Annotated in this window: 24 protein-coding genes; 8 read left to right on the top strand and 16 right to left on the bottom strand. The window is 33.4% G+C overall.

The genetic code is table 11. From position 1 onward, the window contains the following. Window positions 1-226: 226 nt before the first annotated feature. From glmS to IW18_RS21710, 3 genes are read right to left on the bottom strand one after another with little or no spacing between them, the layout of a single operon-like run. Complete coding sequence (gene glmS, locus IW18_RS21700) at window positions 227-2,077, bottom strand: glutamine--fructose-6-phosphate transaminase (isomerizing) (protein ID WP_041520303.1); 1,851 nt, start codon at window positions 2,075-2,077, stop codon at window positions 227-229. A 10-nt stretch (window positions 2,078-2,087) separates the two neighbouring features. Then, window positions 2,088-3,797, bottom strand: coding sequence for a DUF4270 domain-containing protein (locus tag IW18_RS21705; RefSeq protein ID WP_041520304.1), 1,710 nt, complete (start codon window positions 3,795-3,797; stop codon window positions 2,088-2,090). A gap of 21 nt (window positions 3,798-3,818) precedes the next feature. Continuing rightward, the gene (locus IW18_RS21710) at window positions 3,819-4,625 is read right to left on the bottom strand and encodes a glycogen/starch synthase (RefSeq protein ID WP_041520305.1); all 807 of its coding nucleotides are present in this window, start codon (window positions 4,623-4,625) and stop codon (window positions 3,819-3,821) included. A 108-nt stretch (window positions 4,626-4,733) separates the two neighbouring features. Between IW18_RS21710 and panC the strand changes: the two genes are divergently transcribed. From panC to IW18_RS21735, 5 genes are all read left to right on the top strand, one after another. After that, window positions 4,734-5,582, top strand: a complete 849-nt coding sequence (gene panC / locus IW18_RS21715) for a pantoate--beta-alanine ligase (RefSeq protein ID WP_041520306.1) — start codon at window positions 4,734-4,736, stop codon at window positions 5,580-5,582. Window positions 5,583-5,596: 14 nt separating this feature from the next. Next, window positions 5,597-5,947 (top strand): aspartate 1-decarboxylase, encoded by a 351-nt coding sequence (gene panD, locus IW18_RS21720; protein WP_041520307.1) that lies wholly within the window; start codon window positions 5,597-5,599, stop codon window positions 5,945-5,947. Window positions 5,948-6,149: 202 nt separating this feature from the next. Next, window positions 6,150-7,304: an alpha/beta hydrolase gene (locus tag IW18_RS21725; RefSeq protein ID WP_041520308.1), complete on the top strand. Its 1,155-nt coding sequence runs from the start codon at window positions 6,150-6,152 to the stop codon at window positions 7,302-7,304. Then, the gene (radA, locus tag IW18_RS21730; RefSeq protein ID WP_041520309.1) at window positions 7,304-8,665 is read left to right on the top strand and encodes a DNA repair protein RadA; all 1,362 of its coding nucleotides are present in this window, start codon (window positions 7,304-7,306) and stop codon (window positions 8,663-8,665) included. Before IW18_RS21725 ends, radA begins: the two co-directional genes overlap by 1 nt. A 20-nt stretch (window positions 8,666-8,685) precedes the next feature. Continuing rightward, window positions 8,686-10,653: a transglycosylase domain-containing protein gene (locus IW18_RS21735; RefSeq protein WP_041520310.1), complete on the top strand. Its 1,968-nt coding sequence runs from the start codon at window positions 8,686-8,688 to the stop codon at window positions 10,651-10,653. Between the two features lie 163 nt (window positions 10,654-10,816). Here the strand turns inward: IW18_RS21735 and IW18_RS21740 are convergent, their stop codons facing one another. The 3 genes from IW18_RS21740 to IW18_RS21750 all read right to left on the bottom strand — a co-directional run bounded on the left by IW18_RS21740 (window position 10,817) and on the right by IW18_RS21750 (window position 13,888). After that, on the bottom strand, window positions 10,817-11,854 hold the full coding sequence (locus tag IW18_RS21740) for an aldo/keto reductase (protein ID WP_041520311.1): 1,038 nt from the start codon (window positions 11,852-11,854) through the stop codon (window positions 10,817-10,819). A gap of 211 nt (window positions 11,855-12,065) precedes the next feature. After that, the gene (locus tag IW18_RS21745) at window positions 12,066-13,010 is read right to left on the bottom strand and encodes an OmpA family protein (RefSeq protein ID WP_041520312.1); all 945 of its coding nucleotides are present in this window, start codon (window positions 13,008-13,010) and stop codon (window positions 12,066-12,068) included. Window positions 13,011-13,126: 116 nt separating this feature from the next. After that, complete coding sequence (locus IW18_RS21750) at window positions 13,127-13,888, bottom strand: exodeoxyribonuclease III (RefSeq protein ID WP_041520313.1); 762 nt, start codon at window positions 13,886-13,888, stop codon at window positions 13,127-13,129. Window positions 13,889-14,006: 118 nt separating this feature from the next. Here IW18_RS21750 and IW18_RS21755 point away from each other — a divergent pair, with 118 nt between their 5' ends. Next, window positions 14,007-15,809 (top strand): GNAT family N-acyltransferase, encoded by a 1,803-nt coding sequence (locus tag IW18_RS21755; protein ID WP_041520314.1) that lies wholly within the window; start codon window positions 14,007-14,009, stop codon window positions 15,807-15,809. Between the two features lie 88 nt (window positions 15,810-15,897). On the opposite strand, the gene IW18_RS21760 is transcribed toward IW18_RS21755, so the two are convergent. The 4 genes from IW18_RS21760 to IW18_RS21775 all read right to left on the bottom strand — a co-directional run bounded on the left by IW18_RS21760 (window position 15,898) and on the right by IW18_RS21775 (window position 18,289). Next, window positions 15,898-16,263, bottom strand: coding sequence for a DUF805 domain-containing protein (locus IW18_RS21760; protein ID WP_041520315.1), 366 nt, complete (start codon window positions 16,261-16,263; stop codon window positions 15,898-15,900). A gap of 193 nt (window positions 16,264-16,456) precedes the next feature. Further along, complete coding sequence (locus IW18_RS21765) at window positions 16,457-16,732, bottom strand: TM2 domain-containing protein (RefSeq protein WP_041520316.1); 276 nt, start codon at window positions 16,730-16,732, stop codon at window positions 16,457-16,459. Window positions 16,733-16,753: 21 nt separating this feature from the next. Continuing rightward, complete coding sequence (locus tag IW18_RS21770) at window positions 16,754-17,164, bottom strand: DUF805 domain-containing protein (protein WP_041520317.1); 411 nt, start codon at window positions 17,162-17,164, stop codon at window positions 16,754-16,756. A gap of 180 nt (window positions 17,165-17,344) precedes the next feature. Then, window positions 17,345-18,289: a 2-hydroxyacid dehydrogenase gene (locus IW18_RS21775; protein WP_041520318.1), complete on the bottom strand. Its 945-nt coding sequence runs from the start codon at window positions 18,287-18,289 to the stop codon at window positions 17,345-17,347. A 199-nt stretch (window positions 18,290-18,488) separates the two neighbouring features. On the opposite strand from IW18_RS21775, the gene nhaA reads away from it, so the two are divergent. Both nhaA and IW18_RS21785 read left to right on the top strand, forming a co-directional pair. Next, entirely contained in the window at window positions 18,489-19,631 is a 1,143-nt protein-coding gene (gene nhaA / locus IW18_RS21780) for a Na+/H+ antiporter NhaA (RefSeq protein WP_041520319.1), read from the top strand. Window positions 19,632-19,676: 45 nt separating this feature from the next. Then, entirely contained in the window at window positions 19,677-20,078 is a 402-nt protein-coding gene (locus IW18_RS21785) for a c-type cytochrome (RefSeq protein ID WP_052480269.1), read from the top strand. Window positions 20,079-20,205: 127 nt separating this feature from the next. On the opposite strand, the gene proC is transcribed toward IW18_RS21785, so the two are convergent. From proC to lgt, 6 genes are all read right to left on the bottom strand, one after another. Continuing rightward, entirely contained in the window at window positions 20,206-20,982 is a 777-nt protein-coding gene (gene proC, locus IW18_RS21790; protein WP_041520320.1) for a pyrroline-5-carboxylate reductase, read from the bottom strand. Between the two features lie 403 nt (window positions 20,983-21,385). Further along, a complete protein-coding gene (gene mgtE, locus IW18_RS21795; RefSeq protein WP_041520321.1) occupies window positions 21,386-22,792 on the bottom strand; it encodes a magnesium transporter in 1,407 nt (468 codons plus the stop codon). After that, window positions 22,782-23,561: a 16S rRNA (adenine(1518)-N(6)/adenine(1519)-N(6))-dimethyltransferase RsmA gene (gene rsmA / locus IW18_RS21800; RefSeq protein WP_041520322.1), complete on the bottom strand. Its 780-nt coding sequence runs from the start codon at window positions 23,559-23,561 to the stop codon at window positions 22,782-22,784. The genes mgtE and rsmA overlap by 11 nt, the downstream gene beginning before the upstream one ends. 96 nt (window positions 23,562-23,657) lie before the next feature. Next, a complete protein-coding gene (locus IW18_RS21805; protein WP_041520323.1) occupies window positions 23,658-23,969 on the bottom strand; it encodes a DUF4286 family protein in 312 nt (103 codons plus the stop codon). Window positions 23,970-24,062: 93 nt separating this feature from the next. After that, entirely contained in the window at window positions 24,063-25,844 is a 1,782-nt protein-coding gene (locus IW18_RS21810) for a tetratricopeptide repeat protein (RefSeq protein ID WP_041520324.1), read from the bottom strand. 94 nt (window positions 25,845-25,938) lie between these two features. Then, window positions 25,939-26,763, bottom strand: coding sequence for a prolipoprotein diacylglyceryl transferase (gene lgt / locus IW18_RS21815; RefSeq protein WP_041520459.1), 825 nt, complete (start codon window positions 26,761-26,763; stop codon window positions 25,939-25,941). Window positions 26,764-26,790 lie beyond the last annotated feature (27 nt).

Raw genomic sequence — 26,790 nt, forward strand, 5'->3', positions numbered from 1 at the left:
ACATTTCACACAAAAAACATAACAATTTTAACTATTCATTAATTAGTTTTATTGCATTAAAATTAACTATTAAGTAAACATAACTCAAAATACTATGCATACATATAAATTTTTCGTAAAAAAATGCGGATTCAATAAAAATGCAGTGGTGATAAAAAAAAATTTGACAATAAAAAAAAGCGAGATATAAATCTCGCTTTTTTAACATTAAAATATTTTGATGTATTTACTCTACAGTAACTGATTTTGCTAAGTTACGTGGCTGATCAACATTACAACCTCTCATTACAGCAATGTAATAAGAAAGCAATTGCAATGGTATTGTGGTAATTAGCGGAGATAATGCATCTGAAGTTTCTGGAATTTCAATTACATAATCTGCCAATTCACGAACCTGAGTATCTCCTTTTGTAACAACAGCGATAATTTTACCACTTCTTGATTTAATTTCCTGAATGTTACTTACAATTTTATCATAATGCCCTTGTTTAGGTGCAATTACAATAACCGGCATGTGCTCATCGATTAAAGCAATAGGACCGTGTTTCATTTCGGCAGCAGGATAACCCTCTGCATGAATATAAGAGATCTCTTTTAATTTTAACGCTCCTTCTAGCGCTACCGGGAAATTATATCCACGACCTAAGTACAAACAGTTTGGAGCATCTTTAAAAGCTGCCGCAATCTCTTTTGCTCTGTCATTTGTTTCTAACGCTTCAGCAACTTTACTTGGAATTAATTCTAATTCTTGCAAGTAAGCATGAAAATCAGGATTTGAAAGAGTTCCTTTTGCTTTTCCTAATCTTAACGCAATCATCGTTAAAACCGTAATTTGAGTTGTAAAAGCTTTAGTCGAAGCTACTCCAATTTCCGGTCCTGCGTGTGTATAAGCACCTGCATGACTTTCTCTTGAAATAGAAGAACCCACAACATTACAAACTCCAAAAACGAATGCTCCGTTTTCTTTTGCCAATTTAATAGCCGCCATTGTATCTGCAGTTTCTCCAGATTGAGAAATAGCAATTACAACATCATCTTTATTGATGATTGGATTTCTGTATCTAAACTCCGAAGCATATTCTACTTCAACAGGAATACGTGTAAATTCCTCAAAAATATATTCTGCAACTAATCCGGCATGCCATGAAGTACCACAAGCAACAATTAAAATTCTTTTTGCATTTAAGAATTTTTCAAGGTTATCCTCAACACCTGCCATTTGAACAATTCCTTCATTTGCATGAAGTCTTCCTCTGTAAGTATCTTTAATAACACTTGGTTGCTCATAGATTTCTTTAAGCATGAAATGGTCGTAACCACCTTTTTCAATTTGCTCCAAATTCATTTGAAGTTCTTGAATATAAGGATCTACTAAAGAGTCGTCTTTTATCTTTCTAACTTTAAGTGGCTTGTGCAATCTAATATTTGCCATTTCACCATCTTCAAGATAAATTGCATTAGAAGTGTATTCGATAAAAGGTGAAGCATCAGAAGCAATAAAATATTCTCCTTCTCCAACTCCAATTGCTAACGGACTTCCCAATCTTGCTGCAACAATTTCGTTTGGATTTTTTTTATCAAAAACTGCTATCGCATAAGCTCCTACAACTTGATTTAAAGCGACCTGAACTGCTTTACCAAGTTTTAATTTTTCATTTTTCTGAACTTCTTCAATAAGATTCACTAAAACCTCAGTATCTGTATCCGATTTAAAAGTATAACCTCTTTTGATTAATTCTTCTTTCAGTGGTGAATAGTTCTCAATGATTCCATTGTGAATAATAACTAAATCTCCGGAATTCGAAACATGTGGATGCGAGTTCACATCATTTGGCACACCATGAGTAGCCCAACGTGTATGCCCAATTCCTATAGAACCGTTTGTGGTTAAATTATCTTTTGCTTTTGCTTCAAGATCCGAAACCTTACCTTTTGTTTTACAAAGTTTAACTCCAGATTCGTTGTCATACAACATAACACCTGCACTATCATAACCTCTGTATTCGAGTCGTTTTAATCCTTTAATAACAATAGGATAGGCCTCTCGATGACCTATATACCCAACAATTCCACACATATATTATTTATTAATTTGGTTTCGTGTAGTATACTTGCAGTTGTAGTCTTTTAGTATAATTTGCATCGCCAGAAGGAATATTACTTCCAAACAATACTGTCCCTAACGGACTCATTACTGAAGCTTTTGGCAGATCTGAAAAATATTCATTTGGTTTAGTAGGATCAATCAAAATTCTGTTTTTTAATTTACCAGCGGTTATATCATTAATATTTCCAGTGACAACTAAACCTAATTTTACATTTTTTACCGCCTCATTTTTGATAATATTACGAAGATGGTTCGTTAATAAAATCTTGTAAGATTTACCTTTTTTAGTAGTAGCATCAATATTAATAATACCACTGTAAACAATTTTTTGCATTGTAACTCCATTCACTACACCAGAAGTTCCATCTGAAAGGTAATCTACCAAAGGCAAACTATTATCCATGTCATAAAGATAAACTCGTTGTGGTTCGTGAGTTGCAGCCATTTTCTCTGCATCAATAGAAAAAACTAGATTCGCTTCATTTGCCAACCAGTTTTTATATTTAACATTATGCCTAATTTCATCTAACTGATCAGAAACTCCATTAGGTTCGTTCACTAAAACACCATTTGCATCATATCCAATCAAATCTGTTTTACCAAACAATTCAATAATAGCAAGAGAGCCCTGACCTCCTTTTAAGTAAAGTCTTTGATCTCCAGTCGTTTTATTCGGACTCGTTATTGCTGTATTATAAGTAGGATTTTTAACATCATTGTACAAGTTAGCTGCAGCTCCTGTTAAATTAATAACAAGTGATTTCTCCTCCATTGTACCATCAGCATCTGTAGTTATAGCAGTCTTAGCTTTATATTTGATAGTTATTTTAGCATTAGCGCCGTTTTGTTTGAAAAAATCCAATAAAGCCAAATTACTCGGATTACTGCCTGATTTTTCAACTTTAAAATACAGTCCTCTAAAATATTCCTGAAAAAGACTAGGTGTAGAAAGTTTTACAGCTGGCGCCTTCAGAATTTTGTTTAAGAAAAAATTCTTATTCAAATTCAGACTCATTTGCGGAGCTGTTCTCGTTGTCGTTACCTTTCCTGCATCATCTGTAGTAGTTACTACAGTTTCTTTAGGATCAAAAAAGAATGCCTCATTTTGCGATACATCAGCATCATCATTTAGTGGTTTATTAGTCGCTGGGTCTATTAATTTGTTAGCAAAAAAATCAGGATCCTGATCAGAATAATACAATTGAGCGAATTGAGAACCGCCATCAAAATACGAAGAACGCATTTGAACTCCTGACTCGTAAACACTTAATTTAATCTTACCATTAGGATCTCCGTAAATAGAATCTAATACATAAGTATTACTTCCGTCTGTAGCAGTACTTTTTATATGATTAAAATAAGGAACAGTAAGCACTACACTTTCTATTTCTGGCGATTCACCAATAGTTGGCGCATTAGTCTCCAAAGCAACTTGAGAAACAAAATTTGCACTACTGGTTCCAAAAACCGGATTATCAAAAATACCCAAACCATAAAGCGTCAACCCATTTGATTGAACTGGAGTAACTTCCTGGTTAAAAGCTAAAACATCATATTTTTCTAATTCTAAACCAAAATGATCATCACCGATCAAACCATCGCCAATCGCATTAAAATCTTTATCGCAAGAATATAAAAGAACAACTGTTGCAACTACTAGAATTTTCTTAATAAAAGAAGTATTGTACATGTTTAATAATAAAGTTAAAATTTAAAGTCCCATTGTTTTATAGAAATTTGTATACGCTTCAGCGAATGCATCTTTCGTGGCGAAAGGTAAAAAAGGTTTTCCTGAAGATTCTATAAATTTTGTTAAACTTGGGGAGACATTTTCTGACGCAATAATTACAGCATCAGAGTGCAAAATACTAGCTTTTAAGATATTCTCGTAATTTGGAGTTTCTAAATCAGCAACTGATTCATGTGGAACACCATCAAATTTAACTTTATTGATCATTTCTAAATCTAAATTCTCATCAAAAGATTGCCCATAAACAGAGGTCACAATTTTAGTTTCAGAAAACAAAGCTTCGTTTTTGTAGTAATGTTTCATATAAATTGGCAACATAGCAGCCAACCAACCATGAACGTGAATGATATCCGGAACCCAGTTTAATTTTTTCACCGTTTCTACAACTCCTTTTGCAAAAAATATTGCTCTTTCGTCATTATCAGGATACAAAACCCCCTCTTCGTCAGCAAAAGTTGCTTTACGCTTAAAGTATTCATCATTATCGATAAAATATACTTGAATTCTCTCTTTCGGAATTGAAGCTACCTTAATAATCAATGGCATATCTAAATCATTCACTACCAAATTCATCCCTGAAAGTCGGATCACCTCGTGTAATTGATGTCTTCTTTCATTGATATTTCCATATCTTGGCATGAAAATTCTTATCTGACCTCCTTGATCGTTAATCATTTTTGGAACGTCATAAGACATTAAAGAAACCTCATTTTCAGCCAAATAAGGCACGACTTCAGATGATACGTATAATATCCTCTTATCTTTCATAATAGTATTTTACTTAATTTTTGGTAATAAAAACGTTGCAAAATTACAAAATTTTATGCAGTTTATAACTAATATATTATGTTTGCATAAAATTTTAATAATCCTGCCATGCATATTTTCTACGGTAAAGTAGCTTTGATAGCCTATTTAAAAACTATCAAAACTGCGAATTCGACTATCGGATTTGTACCAACAATGGGCGCTTTACACCAAGGGCATTTGGCTTTAATGCAAAGATCACTTAAAGAAAACGACGACACAGTTGTAAGTATTTTCGTTAATCCGACCCAATTCAACAACCCTGAAGATCTTGATAAATACCCGCGAACTCTTGAAGAAGACGTAAAAAAAATGCGAGGTTTAAGTGACAAAATGATTTTATATGCTCCTTCTGTCGATGATATTTATGAAGGACACACTATTTCGCAATCATTTGATTTTGATGGTTTAGAAAATCAGATGGAAGGAAAATTCAGACCAGGTCATTTTAACGGTGTTGGAACAATTGTAAAACGATTGTTTGAAATTGTCACTCCAACAAATGCATATTTTGGAGAAAAAGACTTTCAACAACTACAAATCGTTAAAAAAATGGTCGAAAAGACCAATTTACCAGTAAATGTTGTGGGCTGTCCAATTTTTAGAGAAGACAACCAACTTGCCATGAGTTCTCGAAATGAGCGCTTAACTCCGGAAGAAAGAAAAGAAGCTGCAATAATTTACAAAGTTTTAACCGAAGCAAAAGAAATATTTAAAAACAATAGCCCGGAAGAAACCATAAAATTTGTCGAAAATGCTTTTAAAGATAACGAAAGGTTTGAACTCGAATATTTTGTTATTGCAGACGAATCTACATTATTACCTATAGATCAAAAAAACGAAGACAAAAATTACCGCGCATTTATAGCAGTATTTGTTAATTCTATTAGGTTGATTGACACCATTTCATTAAATTAATTTACCTTTGCAACATGCAAATTCAAGTTATAAAATCAAAAATTCATCGAGTAAAAGTAACTGGAGCTGATTTAAATTATATTGGCAGTATTACTATCGACGAAACTTTACTGGAAGCCTCAAATATTATTGAAGGTGAGAAAGTATCTATTGTAAACATTAATAATGGCGAACGTTTTGAAACTTACGCTATAAAAGGAGAGAAAAATTCAGGAGACATAACACTGAATGGACCTGCTGCCAGAAAAGTTCAAAAAGACGACATCATCATTATCATTTCATATGCAACTCTGGAATTTGAAGAAGCTAAAACCTTCAAACCATGGATCATTTTCCCAAATGAAAACGATAATTCGTTAACCTAAGTTTCTCATTTACATTATAACTTTCTTCTAGTTTGTCAAAATTATTTTTGCACAAACAAGCTTTCTTTTGTCCAAAAACAAAATAAATTTGACTGTAATATTTCGTTGCTTTTTTAAAATCCCACATCAACAAAAAAGCAAATAAAGTATTATATTGCTACACTATTAATATACTTTTTAATTCACTGAAATGCCCCAACTCATGAAAAAAGTTTACCTACTACTTCTTTTAATTTCCATTTCCGCTTTTTCGCAAAAAACATTTGACAACATCAAATCTCAAAAACTTGGCGAAGAAAGAAGAATAACTATTGGACTTCCTGAATCATACGAAGCCAATCCTGAAAAAAAATACCCCGTTTTATACTTACTCGATGGAGATTATTTATTTGATCCTTTCTCCGGAGCTTTAAGTTATGGTGCTTATTGGGGCGATTTGCCGGAAGTAATTATAATTGGAATTCATCAAAATAAAAATGACGAACGCGAAGACGATACAACTGTTGACCAAGGAACTGGACTTCCGTTTGAAAAAGGAGCCGATTTTTTTGAATTTATTGGTGCCGAATTAGTTCCGTATATCGAAAAAAAATACCGCACATCGCCTTTTAGAATTATTGCAGGTCATGATGTTACAGCAAGTTTTATTAATTTTTATTTATATAAAGAAAAGCCTCTTTTTAATGCCTACATTTCTTTCAGTCCTGAACTTGCTAATAAAATGGAAGTTAGAATTCCTGAAAAATTTGCCAAAGCAACAGAACCCTTATTTTACTATTTATCAGTTGCAGATGGCGATAATAAAAAGATTAAAGAACCAATAGAAAAGTTAGACAGCAATATTAAAATCGCAAATAATCCGTTAGTAAACTATAAATACGATTTATTTAAAGGCACAACACATTACACTCAAGTCTTACACGCAATTCCAAGTGCTTTATATCAAATATTTGAAGTATATAAACCAATAAATTCTGCGGAATACAACAATAAAATTGCTGTTCTTGAAACAGGTTATGCAGATTATCTGGAAAACAAATACACTGCGATGTCTAAAGTTCTGGGAGTCCAGATTCCTGTAAGAATAAGTGATTTTAAAGTAATTGAAACACTTATCCTAAAAAAGAATGCGTACGACGAATTGGGTAAAATGGCGGAGATTGGAAATGTCAATTATCCAAAAGCTATGCTTGGAGAATATGAATTAGGATTGATGTACGAAAAAATGGGAGATCCAAAGAGAGCTTCAAAAAAATATCAAAATGCATCTCAAATGGAACCAATTGGAGATCTTACCAAAGATTTAATGTATGAAAAAATGGACCAAATGAATGCACTTGCAAAAACCAGTAAATAATGTCAAAAGTTAAAACTTCATTTTTTTGTCAGAACTGCGGAACTCAATATGCCAAATGGCAAGGGCAATGCAATGCGTGTAAAGAATGGAATACTATTGCTGAAGAAATTATTCAGAAGCAAGAAAAAGTAGCTTGGAAAAGCGAGCCAACTTCAAGTGGTAAAGCACCTCGTCCGTTAAAAATTAACGAAATTGATTCCGCTCTAGAAATCCGAATGGATACTACTGATGGCGAATTAAATCGTGTTTTAGGTGGCGGAATCGTTCCCGGATCTTTAACGCTTTTGGGCGGTGAACCGGGAATTGGAAAAAGTACACTTTTACTTCAAATATCATTAAAACTGCCTTATAAAACTTTATATGTTTCTGGCGAAGAAAGCCAAAAACAAATAAAAATGCGTGCCGAAAGAATAACGCCAAATAGCGATAATTGCTATATTTTGACGGAGACTAAGACGCAAAACATCTTCAAACAAATTGAAGCCATTCAGCCTGAAATTGTCATTATCGACTCGATTCAGACTTTACATACTGATTATATAGAATCGACAGCCGGAAGTATTTCTCAAATTAGAGAAACTACTGCCGAATTGATCAAATTTGCAAAAGAAACTAATATTCCGGTTATTTTAATTGGACATATTACGAAAGACGGAAACATCGCTGGTCCAAAAATCTTGGAACATATGGTCGATACCGTTTTGCAGTTTGAAGGCGACAGAAATCACGTTTACAGAATTTTACGTTCGCTAAAAAACCGTTTTGGTTCTACTGCCGAATTAGGAATTTATGAAATGCTGGGAAGCGGATTACGTGAAGTTAGCAATCCTTCAGAGATTTTAATCTCACACAAAGACGAAGAAATGTCGGGAACTGCAATTGCCACAACCATGGAAGGAATGCGCCCACTGATGATCGAAATACAATCGCTTGTAAGCACAGCAGTTTATGGAACACCACAACGCAGTACGACTGGTTACAACGCCAAAAGACTAAACATGATTTTGGCTGTTTTAGAAAAAAGAGCCGGATTTCGCTTAGGCGCAAAAGATGTCTTTTTGAATGTTACCGGCGGAATTTCCGTTGATGATCCTGCAATTGACTTGGCCGTTGTTGCTGCCATTTTATCCTCTAATGAAGACATTCCAGTGACAAAAGGTTTTTGTTTTGCTGGCGAAGTGGGACTTTCGGGTGAAATTCGCCCCGTAAATCGAGTTGACCAACGCATTCAGGAAGCCGAAAAACTAGGATTTACAACTATTTTTGTCTCTAAGTACAATAAAATTGCTCTAAAAAATACCGGAATCAAAATTGAGCTTGTTGCAAAAATTGAAGATGTTGCAGGTATTCTTTTTGGATAATTTTGTTATAAATTTACTTTATGAAATTTCCAAAACAAAAAATATACAAAGCATTACTAATACTTGCATCAGTATTGGTAGTGCTTTTTTTAGGCTTTTACATTTTTCGCGATTCACTTTTAAAACAAGCTATTGTAAAAGTAACCAACAAAATGAATACAGAATACAACAGCACATTTTCTGTAAAATCGGCTTCTTTTGATGGTTTATCAGGAATTAAATTAACAGATGTTATTCTGGTTCCAAAAAATGCCGACACACTTTGCCACATTCATAAAATAGAAACCAGTATTAGCTTGGCCAATTTATTAATTGGAGACATTCAAGTTGGAACACTCCATATCAATAACGGTTACATTCAATTGGTCAAAAAAGGAAATATCCGAAATTTTGATGCTTTCTTAAAAAAAGACAAAGCCGATTCTGATAAAAACGAAAAACGTAAATACGCCACTTTTGCTTATAGAATTATCTCAAAATTATTAAACTTGGTTCCAACCGATATGAAGTTGGAAAATTTAAATTTCAGAATTGACGACAACGGTAAAAAAGCTTCCATTGCAATCAATAAACTTGTTTTAGACAACAAACAACTCGAAACCAATCTTCATGTTCAAAGTAAAGATTTCGATCAGCGTTGGAACATAAAAGGCTTTGCTGACCCAAGAAATAAAAAAGCTGATATTCGTTTCTTCAATTTAGATACCGGAGCTATTCGTGTTCCGTACTTAGACGATCGTTACAATTTGAAAGCCAGTTTTGATTCGATCCGATTAAACGTTCAAAATATAGAAAAAGACGGAAGCGAATTGCATATTGATGGCTACACTTCTATTACCAATTTAAAAATTAATCATCCAAAAATTGCCAGTAAAGACGTTGTCATTAAGAATGCTCGTTTTGATTATCGTTTTTTATTGGGAGACGATTTTATTTCGATCGACAGCACTTCGTCAATGCAATTGAATAAGATAAAAGTAAAACCTTATATTTCATATAACACCGAAAAAGACACGACTTATACCTTAAAAGTAAACATTCCTAAGATGAAAGCTCAGGATTTTATAGTTTCGTTACCCGATGGTTTATTTACGCATTTTCAAGGAATGGAAGCTACTGGAAATTTCGACTATAAATTAGATTTCAAATTCAACAAAAACAATCCTAATGATCTAGTTTTTGACAGTAAACTGAACAAAGAAGATTTACGAATCACAAAATATGGCGAGGCTGACTTAAATAAACTTAACGGAGAATTTGTTTATCGCGCCATAATTCAAAATGTTCTGCAACGTCCAATTTTGGTTGGAAATGCAAATCCAAACTATACACCCTTAGATCAGATTTCGCCTTATTTAAGAAAATCTGTTTTAACTACCGAAGATCCCTCGTTTTTCTCGCATCGCGGATTTATTAACGAAGCTTTTAAACAATCGATTATAAAAAACATTAAAACCAAAAAGTTCTCTCGAGGCGCCAGTACAATCAGTATGCAATTGATTAAAAACGTTTTCCTAACCCGTGAGAAAACGCTTTCGCGAAAGCTTGAAGAAATTCTTTTAGTTTATATTTTAGAAAACAACCGCATTGCAAGCAAAGAAAGAATGCTCGAAGTTTATTTCAACATTATCGAATGGGGACCAAATGTATATGGAATTGGAGAAGCAAGTCATTTTTACTTTCAAAAAAGACCTGCAGATTTGACTTTAAACGAATGTTTGTTCCTGGCTACAATTATTCCGAAACCCCGAAAATTCATGTACCAGTTTAACGATCAGGGAAATCTAAAAGATTTTGCTGTAAAAAATCAGAGATTCTTAAGCAACTTAATGTTACGTCGTGGCGTTTTGGTTTCTGAAGATACCCTTGGAGGCCTTAGACCGGTTTATATTTCCGGAAATGCACGTTCGTTCATACGCATAAAAGCTCCAGATTCAACAGCAATTCCAGCTGATTCTTTGGGGAGAGATGATGAATTTGATTTGTAATTATTGAATTATTCATAAGATAACAATATTTGTCATTTCGACCGAAGGGAGAAATCACACTAGAATTCCGCAAAGAAAATTATCAATCTTTGTAGAGTTACTCGTGTGATTTCTCCCTTCGGTCGAAATGACAATACTAAGTTTAAAATCTTCGGCGTATAACTTAAGGCGCTGGATCTGGAATAATAGCCTGAACAGCATCAATCTCGGCAAGGATCTCTTTAGAAAGCACTACATCAATTGTATCGATGTTTTCTTTTAACTGCTCTAATGTTGTAGCTCCAATAATTGCACTTGTCAAAAACGGCTGTTGCAACACAAATCCCATCGCTAACTCTGTCAAAGTTAAACCATGTTTTTTAGCAATTTCCTGATACAATTTCGTTGCTTGTGTACATTGATCACCGTTGTAACGTTTATACTGTGGAAAAAGATTAATTCGCGCTTTTGGATGACTTTCTCCAGTTAAGAATTTACCAGTTAAAACTCCAAATGCTAAAGGAGAATATCCTAGTAAACCAACATTTTCATATTTCGAAACTTCGGCAGAATTTACTTCAAACAAACGATTCAATAAAGAATAAGGATTTTGAACGGTTTTAATTCTTGGCAGACTATTGTATTTACTTTCTTCCAAAAGACGCATCATTCCCCATGCATTTTCGTTAGAAACACCAATATGTTTAATTTTTCCCTCTTTAATTAATCCGTCAAAAGTTTCAAGAATTTCTCTAAAATTATCTTCCCAAACATCATCATGTCCGTGAAAAGCGCGCTGTCCAAAATTATTCGTTTTTCTTTCCGGCCAATGCATTTGATATAAATCGATATAATCAGTCTGAAGTCTTTTTAAACTATTTTCAACAGCATATTTTATACTTTCAGGAGAGAAATCTAATTTCTCACGCATATAACCAAAACTCGGATTTGGACCTGCGATTTTTGATGCTAAAATTACTTTATCGCGATTTCCGGATTTCTTGAACCATGTTCCAATAATTTTTTCGGTACTTCCGTAAGTCGCCTCACTTGCAGGAACTGAATACATCTCGGCCGTATCAAAAAAATTAACTCCTCTTTCAAGAGCATAATCCATTTGAGCATGCCCTTCGGCTTCTGTATTTTGCTGCCCGAACGTCATCGTTCCCAAGCAAATTTTACTAACTTTTATATCGGTATTGGGTAATGTTGTGTATTTCATTTTTTTTCTAAGGTTCAAAGTTGTAGAGGTTCAAAGGTACAAAGGTATTTTTCAATTGAGAATTCGACAAAGGTTAAAAAAATACAAGGTTTTTTCTAAGGCTCTAAGTTGCAGAGGTACAAAGGTCTTTTTCAATTGAGAGTTCGACAAAGATTAAAAAAAAGGCTCAAAGTTAAAACTCTGAGCCTTTGAACCTTTGTTCCTTTGATCCTTAATTTATACTATTAAGCATTTCAGCGATTTCATCTAATCTTGGCGTTAGAATAATTTCGATTCTACGGTTTTTAGCTTTTCCTTCGGGTGTTGCATTACTAGCAAGTGGAGAAAATTCGCTGCGACCTGCTGCTGTTAATTTTTGCTTGTTGATTTTAGTGTTTTCACTTAAAATATTTACAATTGCTGTAGCTCTTTTAGTAGACAAATCCCAGTTATTTGCAATTGGCCCAGAACCAGCGTACGGATCATCATCTGTATGACCTTCGATAAGAACCGAAAGATCCGGATTATCTCCTAAAACTTTTCCTAATTCTACAACTGCTTTTCTACCTTCGGTACCAACTGCCCAGCTTCCTGAATTAAAAAGCAATTTGTTTTCCATAGAAACATATACTTTTCCGTTTTTCTGTTCTACTGTCAAACCTTTACCTTCAAAACCGTTTAACGCTTTAGACAAAGTTTCTTTTAGCTTTTTCATTGCTTCTTCTTTTGCAGCAATCATAGCTTCAAGTTCGTTTAATCGACTTGCCGTTTTATCTAAACTTGCTTGCTCTTCGGCTAATTTTTTAGATTTTGCTTCTAATTGCGCTAGCAATTCACGATTTTTATTCATGTTTTTTTCCAATGCATCATTGCTGTTTTTTTCAAGTGCATTGTATGAATCCTGTAAAACCTTATATTTATTTTGCGCTGCGGCTAAATCGGCTTTTTGTTTCGCTAATTCGTCTTTTGTGCTATTCAAATCTTTAGTCAAAGCATCGCGATCTAATTCCAGTTGATTTTTTGCCTTTTGCAAATCGGCATTTTCATCAGCGATAGAACGGTTTTCTTTTTTTAGATCTGAATATTTTGTTTCAAGATCATTATAAATTTTCTTAGATACACATGACGTCATAGTCAAAGCTAAAAGCACTAATCCGATAGAAGTTTTTTTAATCATTTTATTTTTAGATTTTATTTGGAACGTATTAATAATCTAACAATATCAAAAATTCAATGACATTGTCAATTATAAAACTTAAACAACTATTCTTTCAACAAGAACAGTACCAAATTTTATTCGATTTCAACTAAAACCGGACAATGATCTGAATGTACTGCATCTGGAAGAATAACCGCACGTTTTAGTCTGTGTTGCAACGAATCGCTCACTAGATTATAATCAATACGCCAACCTTTATTATTCCCTCTTGCTCCTGCTCGGTAACTCCACCATGAATAATGATGCGGATCTTTATTGAAATGACGGAAACTATCAACGAAACCAGATTTCATAAAACCATCAAGCCAAGCGCGTTCTGCAGGTAAAAACCCTGAAACAGTTTTGTTACGAACCGGATCGTGAATGTCGATTGCTTCGTGGCAAATGTTATAATCTCCACAAATAATCAAATTAGGAATTGTTTGTTTCAGCTCGTTAATATAGTTTTGAAAATCATCCATAAACATAAATTTATGGTCTAATCTTTCGATATTTGTTCCAGACGGAAGATACAAACTCATTACAGAACAATCATCAAAATCGGCACGAAGATTACGTCCTTCAAAATCCATATGCTGAATTCCAGTTCCGTAAACCACATTATTGGGTTTTATTTTAGATAAAATAGCCACACCGCTATACCCTTTTTTTGTTGCAGGGTAATAATATTGATAAGGATAGCCGGCAGCCGTTATATCGTTTACGGGAATTTGCTCTTCAGTAGCTTTTATTTCCTGAAGGCAAATAACATCAGGATTTGCATGTTGTAGCCATTCGATAAAACCTTTAGCTATTGCAGCACGAATTCCGTTTACATTATAAGAAATAATTTTCATTAGTGATTTTTTTTGGATTCCAAATGTAATAAAAAAGTGGAAAGTTTGTGTTTGAAACGGCGAAAAGTAGAGTTTTTTGTTATCTTTGTTCGCTGCTCTAATAAATTAAAAATAGTACATGGGTTTAGTCACCGCGAAAGAAGTTGCAAAGGCAATAAATGTTGAGAAGTACGGAGTTTTGGGTACTTTTTCAGGCTGGATTCTTATGAAGGTCCTTAAAATTTCTACCCTTAATAAAATTTACGATCATAATAAACATTTAGAAGATGTCGCGTTTTTGAACGGGATTTTGGATGAAATGGAGATCAAATTCGAAATTCCTGAAGAAGATTTAAAACGTTTGCCAAAAGATGGCGCTTATATTACCATTTCAAATCATCCGCTTGGAGGAATTGATGGTATCTTGTTATTGAAATTAATGCTTGAAAGAGAACCTAATTTCAAGATCATTGCTAACTTTTTGTTGCACCGAATTGTTCCGCTTAAAAAATACATTATGCCCGTAAATCCTTTTGAAAATCATAAGGATGCAAAATCGAGCGTGGTTGGAATTAAAGAAACTTTACGTCATTTAAGTGACGGAAAACCATTGGGGATTTTTCCTGCGGGAGAAGTTTCGACTTATAAAGACGGAAAATTAGTTGTGGATAAACCGTGGGAAGAAGGTGCTCTAAAATTAATTAGAAAAGCCAAAGTTCCGGTTGTTCCGATTTATTTTCATGCTAAAAACAGTAGATTATTTTATTGGCTTTCTAAAATTGATGATACTTTGCGTACTGCAAAATTACCATCAGAATTGCTTACACAGAAAGACCGCGTTATTAAGGTTCGTATTGGAAAACCAATCTCTGTAAACGAACAAAACGAAATTGAATCGTTTGAAGAATATTCTGAATTTTTAAGAAAGAAAACGTATATGCTTGCTAATCCTTTTGAAAAGGATAGCAAATTATTAGATACAGCAAGTTTAAAAATACCAAAAGCACCTAAAAAAATTGTAACGCCTGCCAGTGAATCAAAAATGATTGACGAAGTAAATGCGTTACGAAATAGTGATTGCCGTTTATTGCAAAGTAAAAACTACGAGGTATTTTTTGCCAGAGCAAAAGTTATCCCAAATATTTTGCATGAAATTGGTCGTTTGCGTGAAATCACTTTCCGTGAAGTTGGCGAAGGAACAAATGAATCTATCGACTTAGATAAATTTGACCAATATTATCACCATATGTTTTTATGGGATGATGAAACTAAAAAAATTGCAGGTGCTTACCGAATGGGATTGGGTTCTGAAATTTATCCTAAATACGGAATTGAAGGTTTCTATTTAAATGACTTATTTAGATTTGAGCCTGAATTGCACGATATGATGCATAAATCCATCGAAATGGGACGTGCTTTTATTGTAAAAGATTATCAGCAAAAACCTATGCCTTTGTTCTTGTTATGGAAAGGTATTATTCATACTACTTTGCGTTATCCTGAGCATAAATATTTATTGGGCGGAGTAAGTATCAGCAATCAATTCTCTGATTTCTCTAAATCATTGATGATTGAGTTCATGAAATCTAATTATTACGATCCGTATATCGCGCAATACATTCACCCTAAGAAAGCTTATAAAGTAAAACTGAAAGACGCTGACAAAGATTTTATCTTTGATGAAGCTGAATCTGATTTGAATAAGTTTGATAAAATTATTGACGAATTAGAACCAGGAAATTTACGTTTACCGGTTTTAATTAAAAAGTACATCAAGCAAAACGCACGTGTTGTAGCCTTTAATGTCGATCCTTTGTTTAATAACGCTGTAGATGGTTTAATGTACATTAGAATCGCCGATATTCCTGAAAGCACTATGAAACCTGTTATCGAAGAGTTTCAAATAGAATTAGAGCGTAAATTATCTGAAAAGGAAGATTAATTATACATCTCTAGATACAAAAGAAAAAAGCCCATTTACTAAGTAAATGGGCTTTTTAATTACAATTTTTATTTAATAACTAGAAAAATTATTCTTTCCCAATTTGATTCATTTCATCAAATTCATTTTTAGGATCTTCACCATACTGATTAGGCCCCTTATCACCTTCTGTCGCAAGTAATATAATATTATAGATAGGAATTAATATAAACCATCCACTTTTATTAACATCATGTAATCTTCTAATTGCAACCGCAAATGAAGGGATTAAAACTAGTAAACTATAAAAATTTGCAACAAACGCAACTTTTGGAGCCAAAAGTCCAAAAAGAAAACCTATAACAAAACTAATAATTAGGTTTGCCAAAAAAAACATCCAATATTCTCTTCTTCTTGCTCTACCATTAAAATTTGCGTAGTTCTCAAGAACTACTTTCTTGTACATTTCTAACATAATATTTTTTTTACAATTTCCCTACTCTTCAGGATTTTCAGTTACTCCATTACTTTTTTAGTAAAGCGCAAGATTACTTACTTTAAAACATCTCGACAGGAAGTAAAAGTTTTTATTATATTACAAAAAGACAATTAAAAAAGAGATAAACTCAAAAAAAAAATCCCACTCTTTCGAGTGGGATGTTTATATATTAAAACCAAGGCTTTCTACCAACTTGATACGTTTGATAGAATTCTTCGTCTGTTTTGGTCAAATAAATAATTCCTTCTATAAGGCCAATAAGTCCACCAATCCCACATACAAAACCTAGAAGAAGCTGAATTATTCCTTCTTTAGTGTATCCTAAATAAAACTTATGAACTCCTAATACTCCTAACAAAATTGCAAAAATTCCACTTACAATTTTTTTATTCTCTTCTCTCGGTCTTGAAGGGGTGTTCCAAGCCTCATGTTTGCTAGTTTCCATTTTTATCTAATTATTTAATTACTATGATTCAACGTTTCCAATTTCATTAATTTCATCAAATTCATTTTTAGGATCCGGACCGTATGCATTTGGTCCACTATCACCCTCAGTACATAACACAATTAACAACCAGATAACTCCAGCTAAAGGAATAAATATAATAAAGAAAAACCAACCACTCTTACCAACATCATGTAAACGTCTAACCATAACAGCAAGACCTGGTAAAAAAACCAACAAACTATATATAGCACGAGTAATACCCATTCCCGGATTAAGACCAATCGTAAGATTAGAAACAAAATCAACAAGACCTAAAAGCATTGAGATGATTATAGTTGCTAAGGTATAATACCAATATTCACTTCTTCTTGCTCTTCCGCTAAAATTTGCATAGTTATCAAAAACCACCTTTTTGTACCATTCAATCATAATTAATAAAATTAGTTCGTTAACACCTACTCTTTTAGGATTTTCGGTTACTCCTTTGTTTAAAATTTTGTTAAAATTCGAAACAATATTAAAAAAAAATACTTATAAAAACTAATTCTAAATAAGATTATTCTTCAGAAAAAACTTATTATTAAAACCTAGATAAATTTAGTTTGAATTTCAAGAATAAACCGACTTTATTTTATCTACAATAACCTGCGCTAAACGTTCGTGACTTTCAAAAGTCCAACCCGCAATATGAGGCGTTAACAAGACATTTTTAGCTTGCAATAAATATTGAAACGCTTCGGGCGTATTTTTATCCTGAAATAATGTTTCGAAAGATAATTTTTCATACTCCAAAACATCCAAACCTGCGCCTAAAACCTTTTTAGACTTCATGGCGCTAACCAAATCTGCCGTTACTATATTCTTACCACGCGAAGTATTTATGACCCAAAATGGCTTTGCAAATGCGTTAATAAAATCAGCATTAACCATTTTATCCGTTTCCGGTGTCCACGGAAGGTGTAAACTCAAAACATCGGCTTTTTGCTGTAATTCTTTCAGTGAAACTTGTTTCGCATTTTCGTCACCAATATTCTCTAAAATATCATGAAAGACAACTTCTACATCAAAACCACGCAGTTTTTTAGCAAAGGCTTTTCCCATGTTTCCATAACCAATAATTCCAACTGTTTTTCCGTCAAGTTCGTGACCACGATTGCTCTCACGGTTCCAATGTCCAGCTCTTATCTCGGCATCGGCTTGATTTAAATTATTGAATAATGATAAAATCACACCCAAAGAGTGTTCTGCAACAGCGTTGCGATTACCTTCCGGAGCGGCGATTAAATGAATTCCTTTCGTTTCGGCATACTCACAATCAATACTTTCTAGACCTGCACCAACTCTGGCAATAAACTGTAAATTGGTTGCTTTGTCTAAAAAGGTTTTATCGATTTTAAAACGGCTTCGAATTACGATTCCATTATAATCCTGAATTTTAGTTTCTATTTCTTCTTTTGAAGATTTAAAATCGGCATGATTTTCAAAACCTGCATCTTCTAATTGTTGCCAAAGAATTGGGTTATTGCTGTCTATATGTAAAATTTTGACATTCATATGTAAAGTTTTATTTTGCTAATAAAAAAAAACAAAAATACAGCTTATTCTCCATTTTGAATTGAGATTATTCATAGTTTCTATCCTAACAAAACATTCGGAATTTTTTATTGGGTTTATTTTTTTTAACTTTGAAATATAACATTCATCGAGTTTCGTTGAATATTTCTCTTTCTAAATCACCTGATCCTTCTACAATATGAAATTAACTAAGACTTTCAAATCCTTTTTTAACAACGAAAAATCAGGAGGATTACTTTTACTATTTGTTACGATTATATCACTTTATCTTGCAAACTCTTCGTTTCAAACAGAATACATTGCTTTTTGGGAAACAGATCTCAACGGACATTCGATCACGCATTGGATTAATGATGGCTTAATGGCTATTTTCTTTTTACTAATTGGTTTAGAATTAGAACGCGAAATTTACCACGGTGAATTATCTAGTATAAAAAATGCTTCGTTACCAATTATGGCGGCATTTGGCGGAATGTTGATTCCGGCCGTTATTTTTCTGGCTTTAAATTTTGGAAGTGCAACACAAAACGGAGCAGGAATTCCAATGGCGACTGATATTGCATTTGCAATTGGAATTTTATCGCTTTTAGGAAATAAAGTCCCTGCCTCGTTAAAGGTTTTCTTAACCGCATTGGCAGTTATTGACGATTTGGGTGCAATAATTGTTATTGCCATTTTTTACACTACAACAATTGCTTTTGTAAATCTTGCAATTGCTTTAGGTATCTGGGCATTCTTGTTTGTTTTAAATCGAATGAAAGTACAAAACCTGATTCCGTATTTAATTGGTGGTGTTATCATGTGGTATTTCATGTTGAATTCTGGTGTACATGCTACAATAACTGGTGTTATCTTAGCATTTGTAATTCCGTTTGGAGATGGCGGCAAAAACTCGTCTTCTTATAAATTACAACACTTTTTACACAAACCTGTTGCCTTTGTAATTTTACCTTTATTTGCGATTGCTAATACTTGCATCGCAATTCAATCGGACTGGCATGAAGGTTTAAGCCATAGCAACACTTTAGGAATTATATTAGGCTTAGTTGTGGGTAAGCCTTTAGGAATTATTCTTTTCTCGGCGATTGGAGTCAGTGCAGGATTTTGTTCTTTACCAAAAAGTCTAAAATGGGCTCATATTTTAGGAGCAGGAATGTTGGGTGGAATTGGTTTTACGATGTCTATTTTCATTACCATTTTAGCTTTTCATGATCCGGAAATCATAGTTTTTTCTAAAATTGCAATTTTGATTGCTTCAATTCTTTCTGGTCTTTTTGGATTTGTTTATTTGAAGTATATTTTGACAAGAAAGAAAGCCTAATACTTAATCCCTCAGAGATTAAAACTCCAATCATGAGATTACTAAATGAAAAAAATTAAACATATACTAATCACATCAATAACACTCATTATCTTCTTAGTTGGAGTAATACTATATCATATAAAAACATACGTTCCACCAGCTTTAATGTGTGGAATACCAGCCCCTTCATTTTGTGGAACACCAAATTTAACAGAAACGGCAACAAAGGGACAAGAAATTTTTAATTCAAATTGCGCTGCTTGTCACAAAAAACATGCGAGATCAACTGGACCTGCACTAAGTGAAACCGATTCTCTTGTGTTCACCAAATGGTTAATTAATAAGAAGAACATAATTGACAGTACAAAAATTGAAGAATTTGGAATTGATTATCACAAAATGACATTCTCAAAAACCTTAACTAAAGAAGATATAAACTATCTTATTGAATATTGTAGAGACTAATTAATTTTCACCAATAACAAACCCGACAGGTGTTTGAAACCTGTCGGGTTTAGCAACAACGAAAAAATCCCAAACTCCAACTAAAGAATTGGAATTTGGGATTTTTATATTTGAGATTTATAGAATTTTATCCTTTAATCTGTTTCAAAGAAGTCTTTATTCCTTTAATTAAAGAAGAACTGAAACCATTATGCTCCATTTCGTTTAATCCAACAATTGTACAGCCTTGAGGCGTCGTTACACGATCGATTAATTGTTCTGGGTGTACTTTTTCCTCTAGCAACATTTTTGCAGCTCCTTTTACGGTTTGTGCAGCGATTGCTAAAGCTGTTTGAGAATCAAAACCAATTTCGATTCCAGCTTGCATTGAAGCACGAATGTATCTTAAAGCATATGCTGTTCCACACGCGCCAAGAACAGTTGCTGCGTCCATTAGTTTTTCGTCAATAATTGGAGCTGTTCCTAAATCCTGGAATAGATCAACAATTGGCAATGCTTTTTCTCTGTCTTTTTCAGGAAATGAAATACAAGTTGCCGATTCGCCAAATTGTGCCGCAATATTTGGCATAATTCTAACCACCGGATATTCGTTATTTGTTTTTGATTGTAAAACATCCAAAGACAAACCACTTACTGCCGAAGCAATTGTTTTTCCTTTAATTACCGGTAGAATTTCTGCCAAAACAACATCAACCTGATATGGTTTTATGGTTAAAACCACAACATCTGCTTCTTGAATATTATGTTTATTATCTGATGAAACTGTAATTCCATATTCTGATAAATATTGAATACTTGCTGTATTTCGTCTTGTAACGGTAACTTGATTATTTTTTGAGAATTTTGCAATTCCCAGAGCAATAGAAACGCCAAGGTTTCCTCCTCCTATTATATGTACTTTCATTCTGGGTTGATTTTTAATTTGTTATTGGTTGGCTAATAGCAGATTTTTCGACGTGTAAATTACGCAGATTTTACAGATTTTAAATCACTGCAATCCATCAATTTGTGGCAAAAATCTAAAATTCAAGAATTCATTCTGGCTATTTCAAAAGCATTATACTATCTAACTCTTTTCGAAAGGAACGCGGATGAAACGGATTTACCAAAGTAAAAACGCGGATAAAAACGGATTTTTTAAAACAAATAGATGAAAAATCCGTCTAATCCGTGTTTTCGCGATAGCGAATCTGCTTCATCCGTGTTCCTCTATAGACAATTTAAGCTAGCAACTCTTTCAAAGTCCCAAACCCACTTTCTTTAAATTTGTGTTCGTAATGCACAAAATTCAGGCATCTATACTATTCTTAGAGCAGTTTTCCTTTTAATAACAAAGAAGCAATCGTAAAATAGATTACTAATCCTGTTACATCGACTAAAGTTGCCACAAATGGAGCTGATGAAGTCGCAGGATCCAGCTTAAGTCTTTTCAGCAAGAAAGGTATCATTGAGCCCGAAAGTGTTCCCCACAAAACAATAAACACTAACGAAAGAGAAACTGTTGCTCCAATTGCAAGCCAATGCTCTCCATATTCGTAAAGTCCTGTTTGTTGCCAAACCATAATTCTGATAAAACCAACAATTCCTAAAATAGCACCTAACAAAAATCCTGATGCAATTTCCTTTTTCATTACATACCACCAGTCTTTCAGCGTCAACTCTTTCAACGCCATTGCGCGAATGATAAGTGTCGCTGCTTGTGAGCCTGAATTTCCTCCACTAGATATAATAAGTGGAACAAATAATGCCAAGACTACTGCTTTTTCTATTTCTCCTTCAAAAAATCCCATTGCCGAAGCGGTGAACATTTCTCCAATAAATAAAACGACCAGCCAAGTTGCTCTCTTTTTGACCATTTCGCCAAGACGAGTTTGAACATATGGTAATTCTAATGCTTCAAGTCCCCCGAATTTTTGAATATCTTCGGTATCTCGTTTTTCTATTTCATCTTTGATGACATCAATAATATCATCAATTGTAATGCGTCCTACTAAACGCCCTAATTCATCTACAACAGGAATAGCTTCCAAATCGTATTTATCCATTATTCGAGCTACCTCAACATCTGGCGTTTCTACATTTACAGAATATAATTTTCTGATATAGATATCTGAAATCTGTGTTTTGGTTGATGTTGTCAATAAATCTTTAAGTGACAATCTGCCTTTAAGTCTATTTTCATCATCAACAACATAAATAGAATGCACTCTCGAAACGTTTTCTGCCTGAATGCGCATTTCTTTCACGCAAGTCAGTACATTCCAGTTTTCGTTGACTTTCACCAACTCTTTATGCATTATACCTCCGGCTGTATCTTCGTCGTAACGCAATAAATCAACAATTCCTTTTGCGTGTTCAACGTCTTGAAGTTCTGAGATTACTTCGGCTTTTCTATCTTTTGAAAGTTCACCAATAATATCAGCCGCATCATTTGTCTCAAGTTCATCCAGCTCTTCAGCGATTTCTTTAGGCGAAAGTCGGCTTAAGATTTTTTCACGCAAATCATCCTCTAATTCCAGAAGAATTTCGGCTGTTTTTTCGCTATCTAAAACTTTAAAGATATAGGTTGCTTCATCAATGTCAATTTCATCAAGAATTTCAGCGAAATCCGCGTGATGCATGTCATTTAATAAAATCTCTAACTCTGTATTATTTTTAGCTTGAATGAGTTGAGCTATTGTTTTAATTAGCTCTTTGCTGATTTTAAACTCCATCGGCTTCTATTTTTTGAGTCAAAACAATAAATTCGTCTACGCTTAATTGCTCCGGACGTTTATCAAAGATAGTGTCCAATCGCAAATCATCTGATAAATTTAATGTTTTCAAACTGTTACGTAATGTTTTTCGTCTTTGCTGAAAAGCCGTTTTTACAACCGTAAAAAACAATTTTTCAGAGCAAGGAAGACTATAATCTTCCTTTCGGGTCATTTTCATCACACCCGACTTGACCTTGGGCGGAGGAATAAAAACATTTTCGTCTACAGTAAATAAATACTCAGTATCATAGAAAGCCTGTGCTAATACCGATAAGATTCCGTAAGCTTTTGAGCCTTTTTTCTCGCAAATACGTTCAGCAACTTCTTTTTGAAACATCCCAGAAAATTCCGGAATCTGATGTTTAAATTCTAAAGTTCTAAAAACGATTTGTGTCGAAATGTTATAAGGAAAATTTCCAATAATGGCGAATTGTTTATTTTCGTAAACTTCGTTTATATTGTATTTCAGGAAATCCTGAGAGATAATTTTATCTTTTAATTTTGGATAATTTTCACCCAAATACACCACAGATTCTCCATCAATCTCTATCACGTGTGTATTAATTGGTTTGTCAAGCAAATATTTAGTCAACACACCCATTCCTGGTCCTATTTCTAAAACCTCATCGTATCCCTTTAAACTTAAAGTATCGGCAATTGCTTTGGCGATGCTTTCGTCTTTCAGGAAGTGTTGTCCTAAATGTTTTTTGGCTTTTACTTTTTCCATCTTCTTTTTTAGATTGTTCGACTTTTAGACTTCTTAGATTATTAGGTTTTTAGCAAGTCTAAAAATCTAAGAAGTCTAATGATCTATAAATCTCTTTTAATGTTCCGAAATCAACTCCAACTCTGTTCTAAAAGAAAGTAGTTTATCTGCAAATAATCCTAAAGCTTCCTGATGAAATTTTGGTTCATCTTCAATATAATATCTTTCTAAAGTTTCTTTGCTGTCCGTAACATATTGTACAGAATAAGTGATACCTCCCATTTCTTCTTCAATCATAACTCTTACGATTCTTGCCGAAGAGAACTTTTGTGTTGCCAAAATTTCCGGTATATGTTTTTCCTGCATCCACTTTAGCCATTGGTCTTTAACGCTTTCGTGTATATTGGTAGTAACGTTGTAAATAATCATTCTTTTTTAGATTGTTAGACTTCTTAGATCTTTAGATTACAAGATTTTAGAAAAGTCTAATAATCTAAGTAGTCTAAAATCTAATAATCTGTTTTATAAATTTTTATCTCCTCTTAACTGTCGGTATTTTTTTCTGGCATCAACAAAGTAAATACTATCCTGATGATTAAAAATTACCTTCTCATATAATGGTTTTGCCTTTTCGGCATCGTGTAATTCGTCGTTATAAATTTCTGCCGAAAAGAACAATGCTTCATCTACATAAATTCCGTCGCCATGATTGTCTATGATCTGTTGATATTGGCTTAAAGCCGAACTAAAATCTTTTTGACTTTCATAAATTTTACCTAAACGCAACAATGTTACAGCTTCTATTTCTTGCCCTTTGTACGTTTTTAAAACACTCAAAAACTGATTGGTTGCTTCTTGCTTTTTGTTCTGATAGATTAAAAAATCACCTTTTGCAAATTGCTTCAACGCTGTTTGTGTCGAATCAGCAACTGTATTATCATTTATTAATAAAAAATATTCTAGTGCGTCATTGGCAATTAATTGCGTGTTCGCTGCTTTTAATTCTTTAAACTGTTTTAAAGCCCACTCAAAATCTCCTTTGTAATAACTCGTTTTTGCTGCTTTTAAACTTGCTTCGTGCGCCATTACATCATTCTTTAAATCCAATTGAATTTGCGAATAATAAATCAACGCCTGATTGAACTTTTCTTCTAAAAGCAAGATGTCTGCCAACTCCATCTTAGCATCTGCTTTTTGATAATCGTTCAGGTTTAATTCTAGTGCTTTTTTAATAATCGCCTTAGCTTCTTCAGTCTTTTTGAGATTAAAAGCCAGGAAATGCGCCTGAATTATTTGCAAAGATAAGGTAAAAGGAGTTATTTCATAGGTTGTAAGCAATTGTTGTAACTCTGTATTGATAATTGGATAGTCTTTTTCCTGAGCTTTATCGATTTTAATTTGCATTAAATACGAATTGGTCTGAACCAATAAATCTAAATCTTTAGTGTTTTGAAGTATAAAATTGAGTATTTCCTCGGCGGTATCTGTATCGTCTTCGCTCATGGCAAACTGACTTAGATTAACAATACTAGAAAGTGATTCCGGTTCGCGCTTGTAAATTGCTTTTTCCTGAATAAAGGCTTTTCCAAATTCTTTTTGTTGAACATAAAACCAACTCAAATAGTGATTCCAGAAAACATCCTGATCTTTTTGCGTTCTTAATATCAAAGCTTTACGCATGGCATCCTTAAAAGCAGTATTATCTGTTTCGCCATTCATGAAACGAGCTAATTGTGTTTGAATTAAATTAGCATTTTGAGGATTATTATACGATTCGGTCAATAAAAGATCAATCATTTGATCTGTTTTCCCTAACTGTCCGTACAACATTCCGATCTGGAAATTAAAATTGTAATTGGGCTGAACCAGCATTGCCGTTTGGTAGGCTTTTAACGCATATTCTAGTAATACTTTTTTCTCAAAAGAGTTTCCAATTCCATAAACATCATTGGGACTCGTTTTTATTTTTTCGATTGCTTGTTCGTAGTGACTTTTGGCTTTGGCATCATTTTTTTGTAATTGAAAATTATATCCCAATTCAACTAAAAAAACACCTTGTTTGTATTTATTGAAACGATCCTGAATTGCTTTTTCGGCAATATCAAATTTTTGCAATTGCTGATAACAATCGACCGTTCTTAAAAAGTATTGTGTATTGGATGGAGAACCATTTAGCAGTTCTTCGTAACTGATTTTGGCTTTTTCAAAATCACCTTTATCATAGTAATATTGCGCGAGCTGATCATTTTGAGCAAATGAAAGAGTTGACCATAATAAAACGATATAAATAAAGATGTTTTTCATATTTCAGTCTTTTTTCAGTGGTCAGTTTTCAGTCTCAGTTTTCAGTCTCAGTTTACAGTATTCAACGCAATTCACTGTAAACTGCGACTGAATACTAAATTACCTCCTGTTTTTTCGATTTCCAGATTATCAAAATTACGCCAATTAATATAAACGGAATACTAAGTATTTGCCCCATATTAATGATCATATCATTCTCGAAGCTTTCTTGATTTTCTTTAAAAAATTCAATTATAAATCTAGCCACAAACATCAAAGTCAGGAACCATCCAAAAATAAATCCATCGGCTTTTCTAAACTTTTCTGTTTTGTACAGATAAAGCACAATTCCAAATATCAGTAAATAAGCAAATGCTTCATACAATTGTGTTGGATGTCTGGGAATCATATCGTCTCTTTGAAAAACAACTCCCCAATTTCCGTTTGTTGGTTTTCCGTAGATTTCAGAATTCATAAAATTTCCAAATCTGATAAAAGCACCTGTAACAGGAACTCCTATTGCCATTTTATCCAGAATCCATAAGAACTTTACTTTATATTTTCGGCAATATAAAATCATTGCTATCAAAACCCCAATTGATCCACCGTGACTTGCTAATCCTTGATAACCAACAAATTTATAAACTCCAGCTACTTTCTGAATTGGTAAAAGAATTTCAATTGGATGTTGAAGAAAATAAGCTGGTTCATAAAAAAAACAGTGCCCTAATCTCGCACCTAAAATTGTACCAACTATAACGTAAACAAATAAACTATCCAGATTATCTAACGAAAGATGTTCCTTTTTGTAAATACTTCTTACGATATAATACCCTAATAAAAGCCCGCAGGCAAAAAGAGCTCCATAATATTTTAAAGGAAAACTATCTGTTATCATAAAAATAACCGGATCTACATTCCAATTTAAAATTCCATTCATCTCTTGCATTATTTTTATTAAAGTTCT

It is taken from the genome of Flavobacterium hibernum (genome assembly GCF_000832125.1).
Classification (GTDB): domain Bacteria; phylum Bacteroidota; class Bacteroidia; order Flavobacteriales; family Flavobacteriaceae; genus Flavobacterium; species Flavobacterium hibernum.

Excerpts from the sequence above, each read along its gene's own strand:
- glmS (WP_041520303.1), bottom strand. The coding sequence starts at position 2,077 with ATGTGTGGAATTGTTGGGTATATAGGTCATCGAGAGGCCTATCCTATT.
- IW18_RS21705 (WP_041520304.1), bottom strand. The coding sequence starts at position 3,797 with ATGTACAATACTTCTTTTATTAAGAAAATTCTAGTAGTTGCAACAGTT.
- IW18_RS21710 (WP_041520305.1), bottom strand. The coding sequence starts at position 4,625 with ATGAAAGATAAGAGGATATTATACGTATCATCTGAAGTCGTGCCTTAT.
- panC (WP_041520306.1), top strand. The coding sequence starts at position 4,734 with ATGCATATTTTCTACGGTAAAGTAGCTTTGATAGCCTATTTAAAAACT.
- panD (WP_041520307.1), top strand. The coding sequence starts at position 5,597 with ATGCAAATTCAAGTTATAAAATCAAAAATTCATCGAGTAAAAGTAACT.
- IW18_RS21725 (WP_041520308.1), top strand. The coding sequence starts at position 6,150 with ATGAAAAAAGTTTACCTACTACTTCTTTTAATTTCCATTTCCGCTTTT.
- radA (WP_041520309.1), top strand. The coding sequence starts at position 7,304 with ATGTCAAAAGTTAAAACTTCATTTTTTTGTCAGAACTGCGGAACTCAA.
- IW18_RS21735 (WP_041520310.1), top strand. The coding sequence starts at position 8,686 with ATGAAATTTCCAAAACAAAAAATATACAAAGCATTACTAATACTTGCA.
- IW18_RS21740 (WP_041520311.1), bottom strand. The coding sequence starts at position 11,854 with ATGAAATACACAACATTACCCAATACCGATATAAAAGTTAGTAAAATT.
- IW18_RS21745 (WP_041520312.1), bottom strand. The coding sequence starts at position 13,010 with ATGATTAAAAAAACTTCTATCGGATTAGTGCTTTTAGCTTTGACTATG.
- IW18_RS21750 (WP_041520313.1), bottom strand. The coding sequence starts at position 13,888 with ATGAAAATTATTTCTTATAATGTAAACGGAATTCGTGCTGCAATAGCT.
- IW18_RS21755 (WP_041520314.1), top strand. The coding sequence starts at position 14,007 with ATGGGTTTAGTCACCGCGAAAGAAGTTGCAAAGGCAATAAATGTTGAG.
- IW18_RS21760 (WP_041520315.1), bottom strand. The coding sequence starts at position 16,263 with ATGTTAGAAATGTACAAGAAAGTAGTTCTTGAGAACTACGCAAATTTT.
- IW18_RS21765 (WP_041520316.1), bottom strand. The coding sequence starts at position 16,732 with ATGGAAACTAGCAAACATGAGGCTTGGAACACCCCTTCAAGACCGAGA.
- IW18_RS21770 (WP_041520317.1), bottom strand. The coding sequence starts at position 17,164 with ATGATTGAATGGTACAAAAAGGTGGTTTTTGATAACTATGCAAATTTT.
- IW18_RS21775 (WP_041520318.1), bottom strand. The coding sequence starts at position 18,289 with ATGAATGTCAAAATTTTACATATAGACAGCAATAACCCAATTCTTTGG.
- nhaA (WP_041520319.1), top strand. The coding sequence starts at position 18,489 with ATGAAATTAACTAAGACTTTCAAATCCTTTTTTAACAACGAAAAATCA.
- IW18_RS21785 (WP_052480269.1), top strand. The coding sequence starts at position 19,677 with ATGAAAAAAATTAAACATATACTAATCACATCAATAACACTCATTATC.
- proC (WP_041520320.1), bottom strand. The coding sequence starts at position 20,982 with ATGAAAGTACATATAATAGGAGGAGGAAACCTTGGCGTTTCTATTGCT.
- mgtE (WP_041520321.1), bottom strand. The coding sequence starts at position 22,792 with ATGGAGTTTAAAATCAGCAAAGAGCTAATTAAAACAATAGCTCAACTC.
- rsmA (WP_041520322.1), bottom strand. The coding sequence starts at position 23,561 with ATGGAAAAAGTAAAAGCCAAAAAACATTTAGGACAACACTTCCTGAAA.
- IW18_RS21805 (WP_041520323.1), bottom strand. The coding sequence starts at position 23,969 with ATGATTATTTACAACGTTACTACCAATATACACGAAAGCGTTAAAGAC.
- IW18_RS21810 (WP_041520324.1), bottom strand. The coding sequence starts at position 25,844 with ATGAAAAACATCTTTATTTATATCGTTTTATTATGGTCAACTCTTTCA.
- lgt (WP_041520459.1), bottom strand. The coding sequence starts at position 26,763 with ATGAATGGAATTTTAAATTGGAATGTAGATCCGGTTATTTTTATGATA.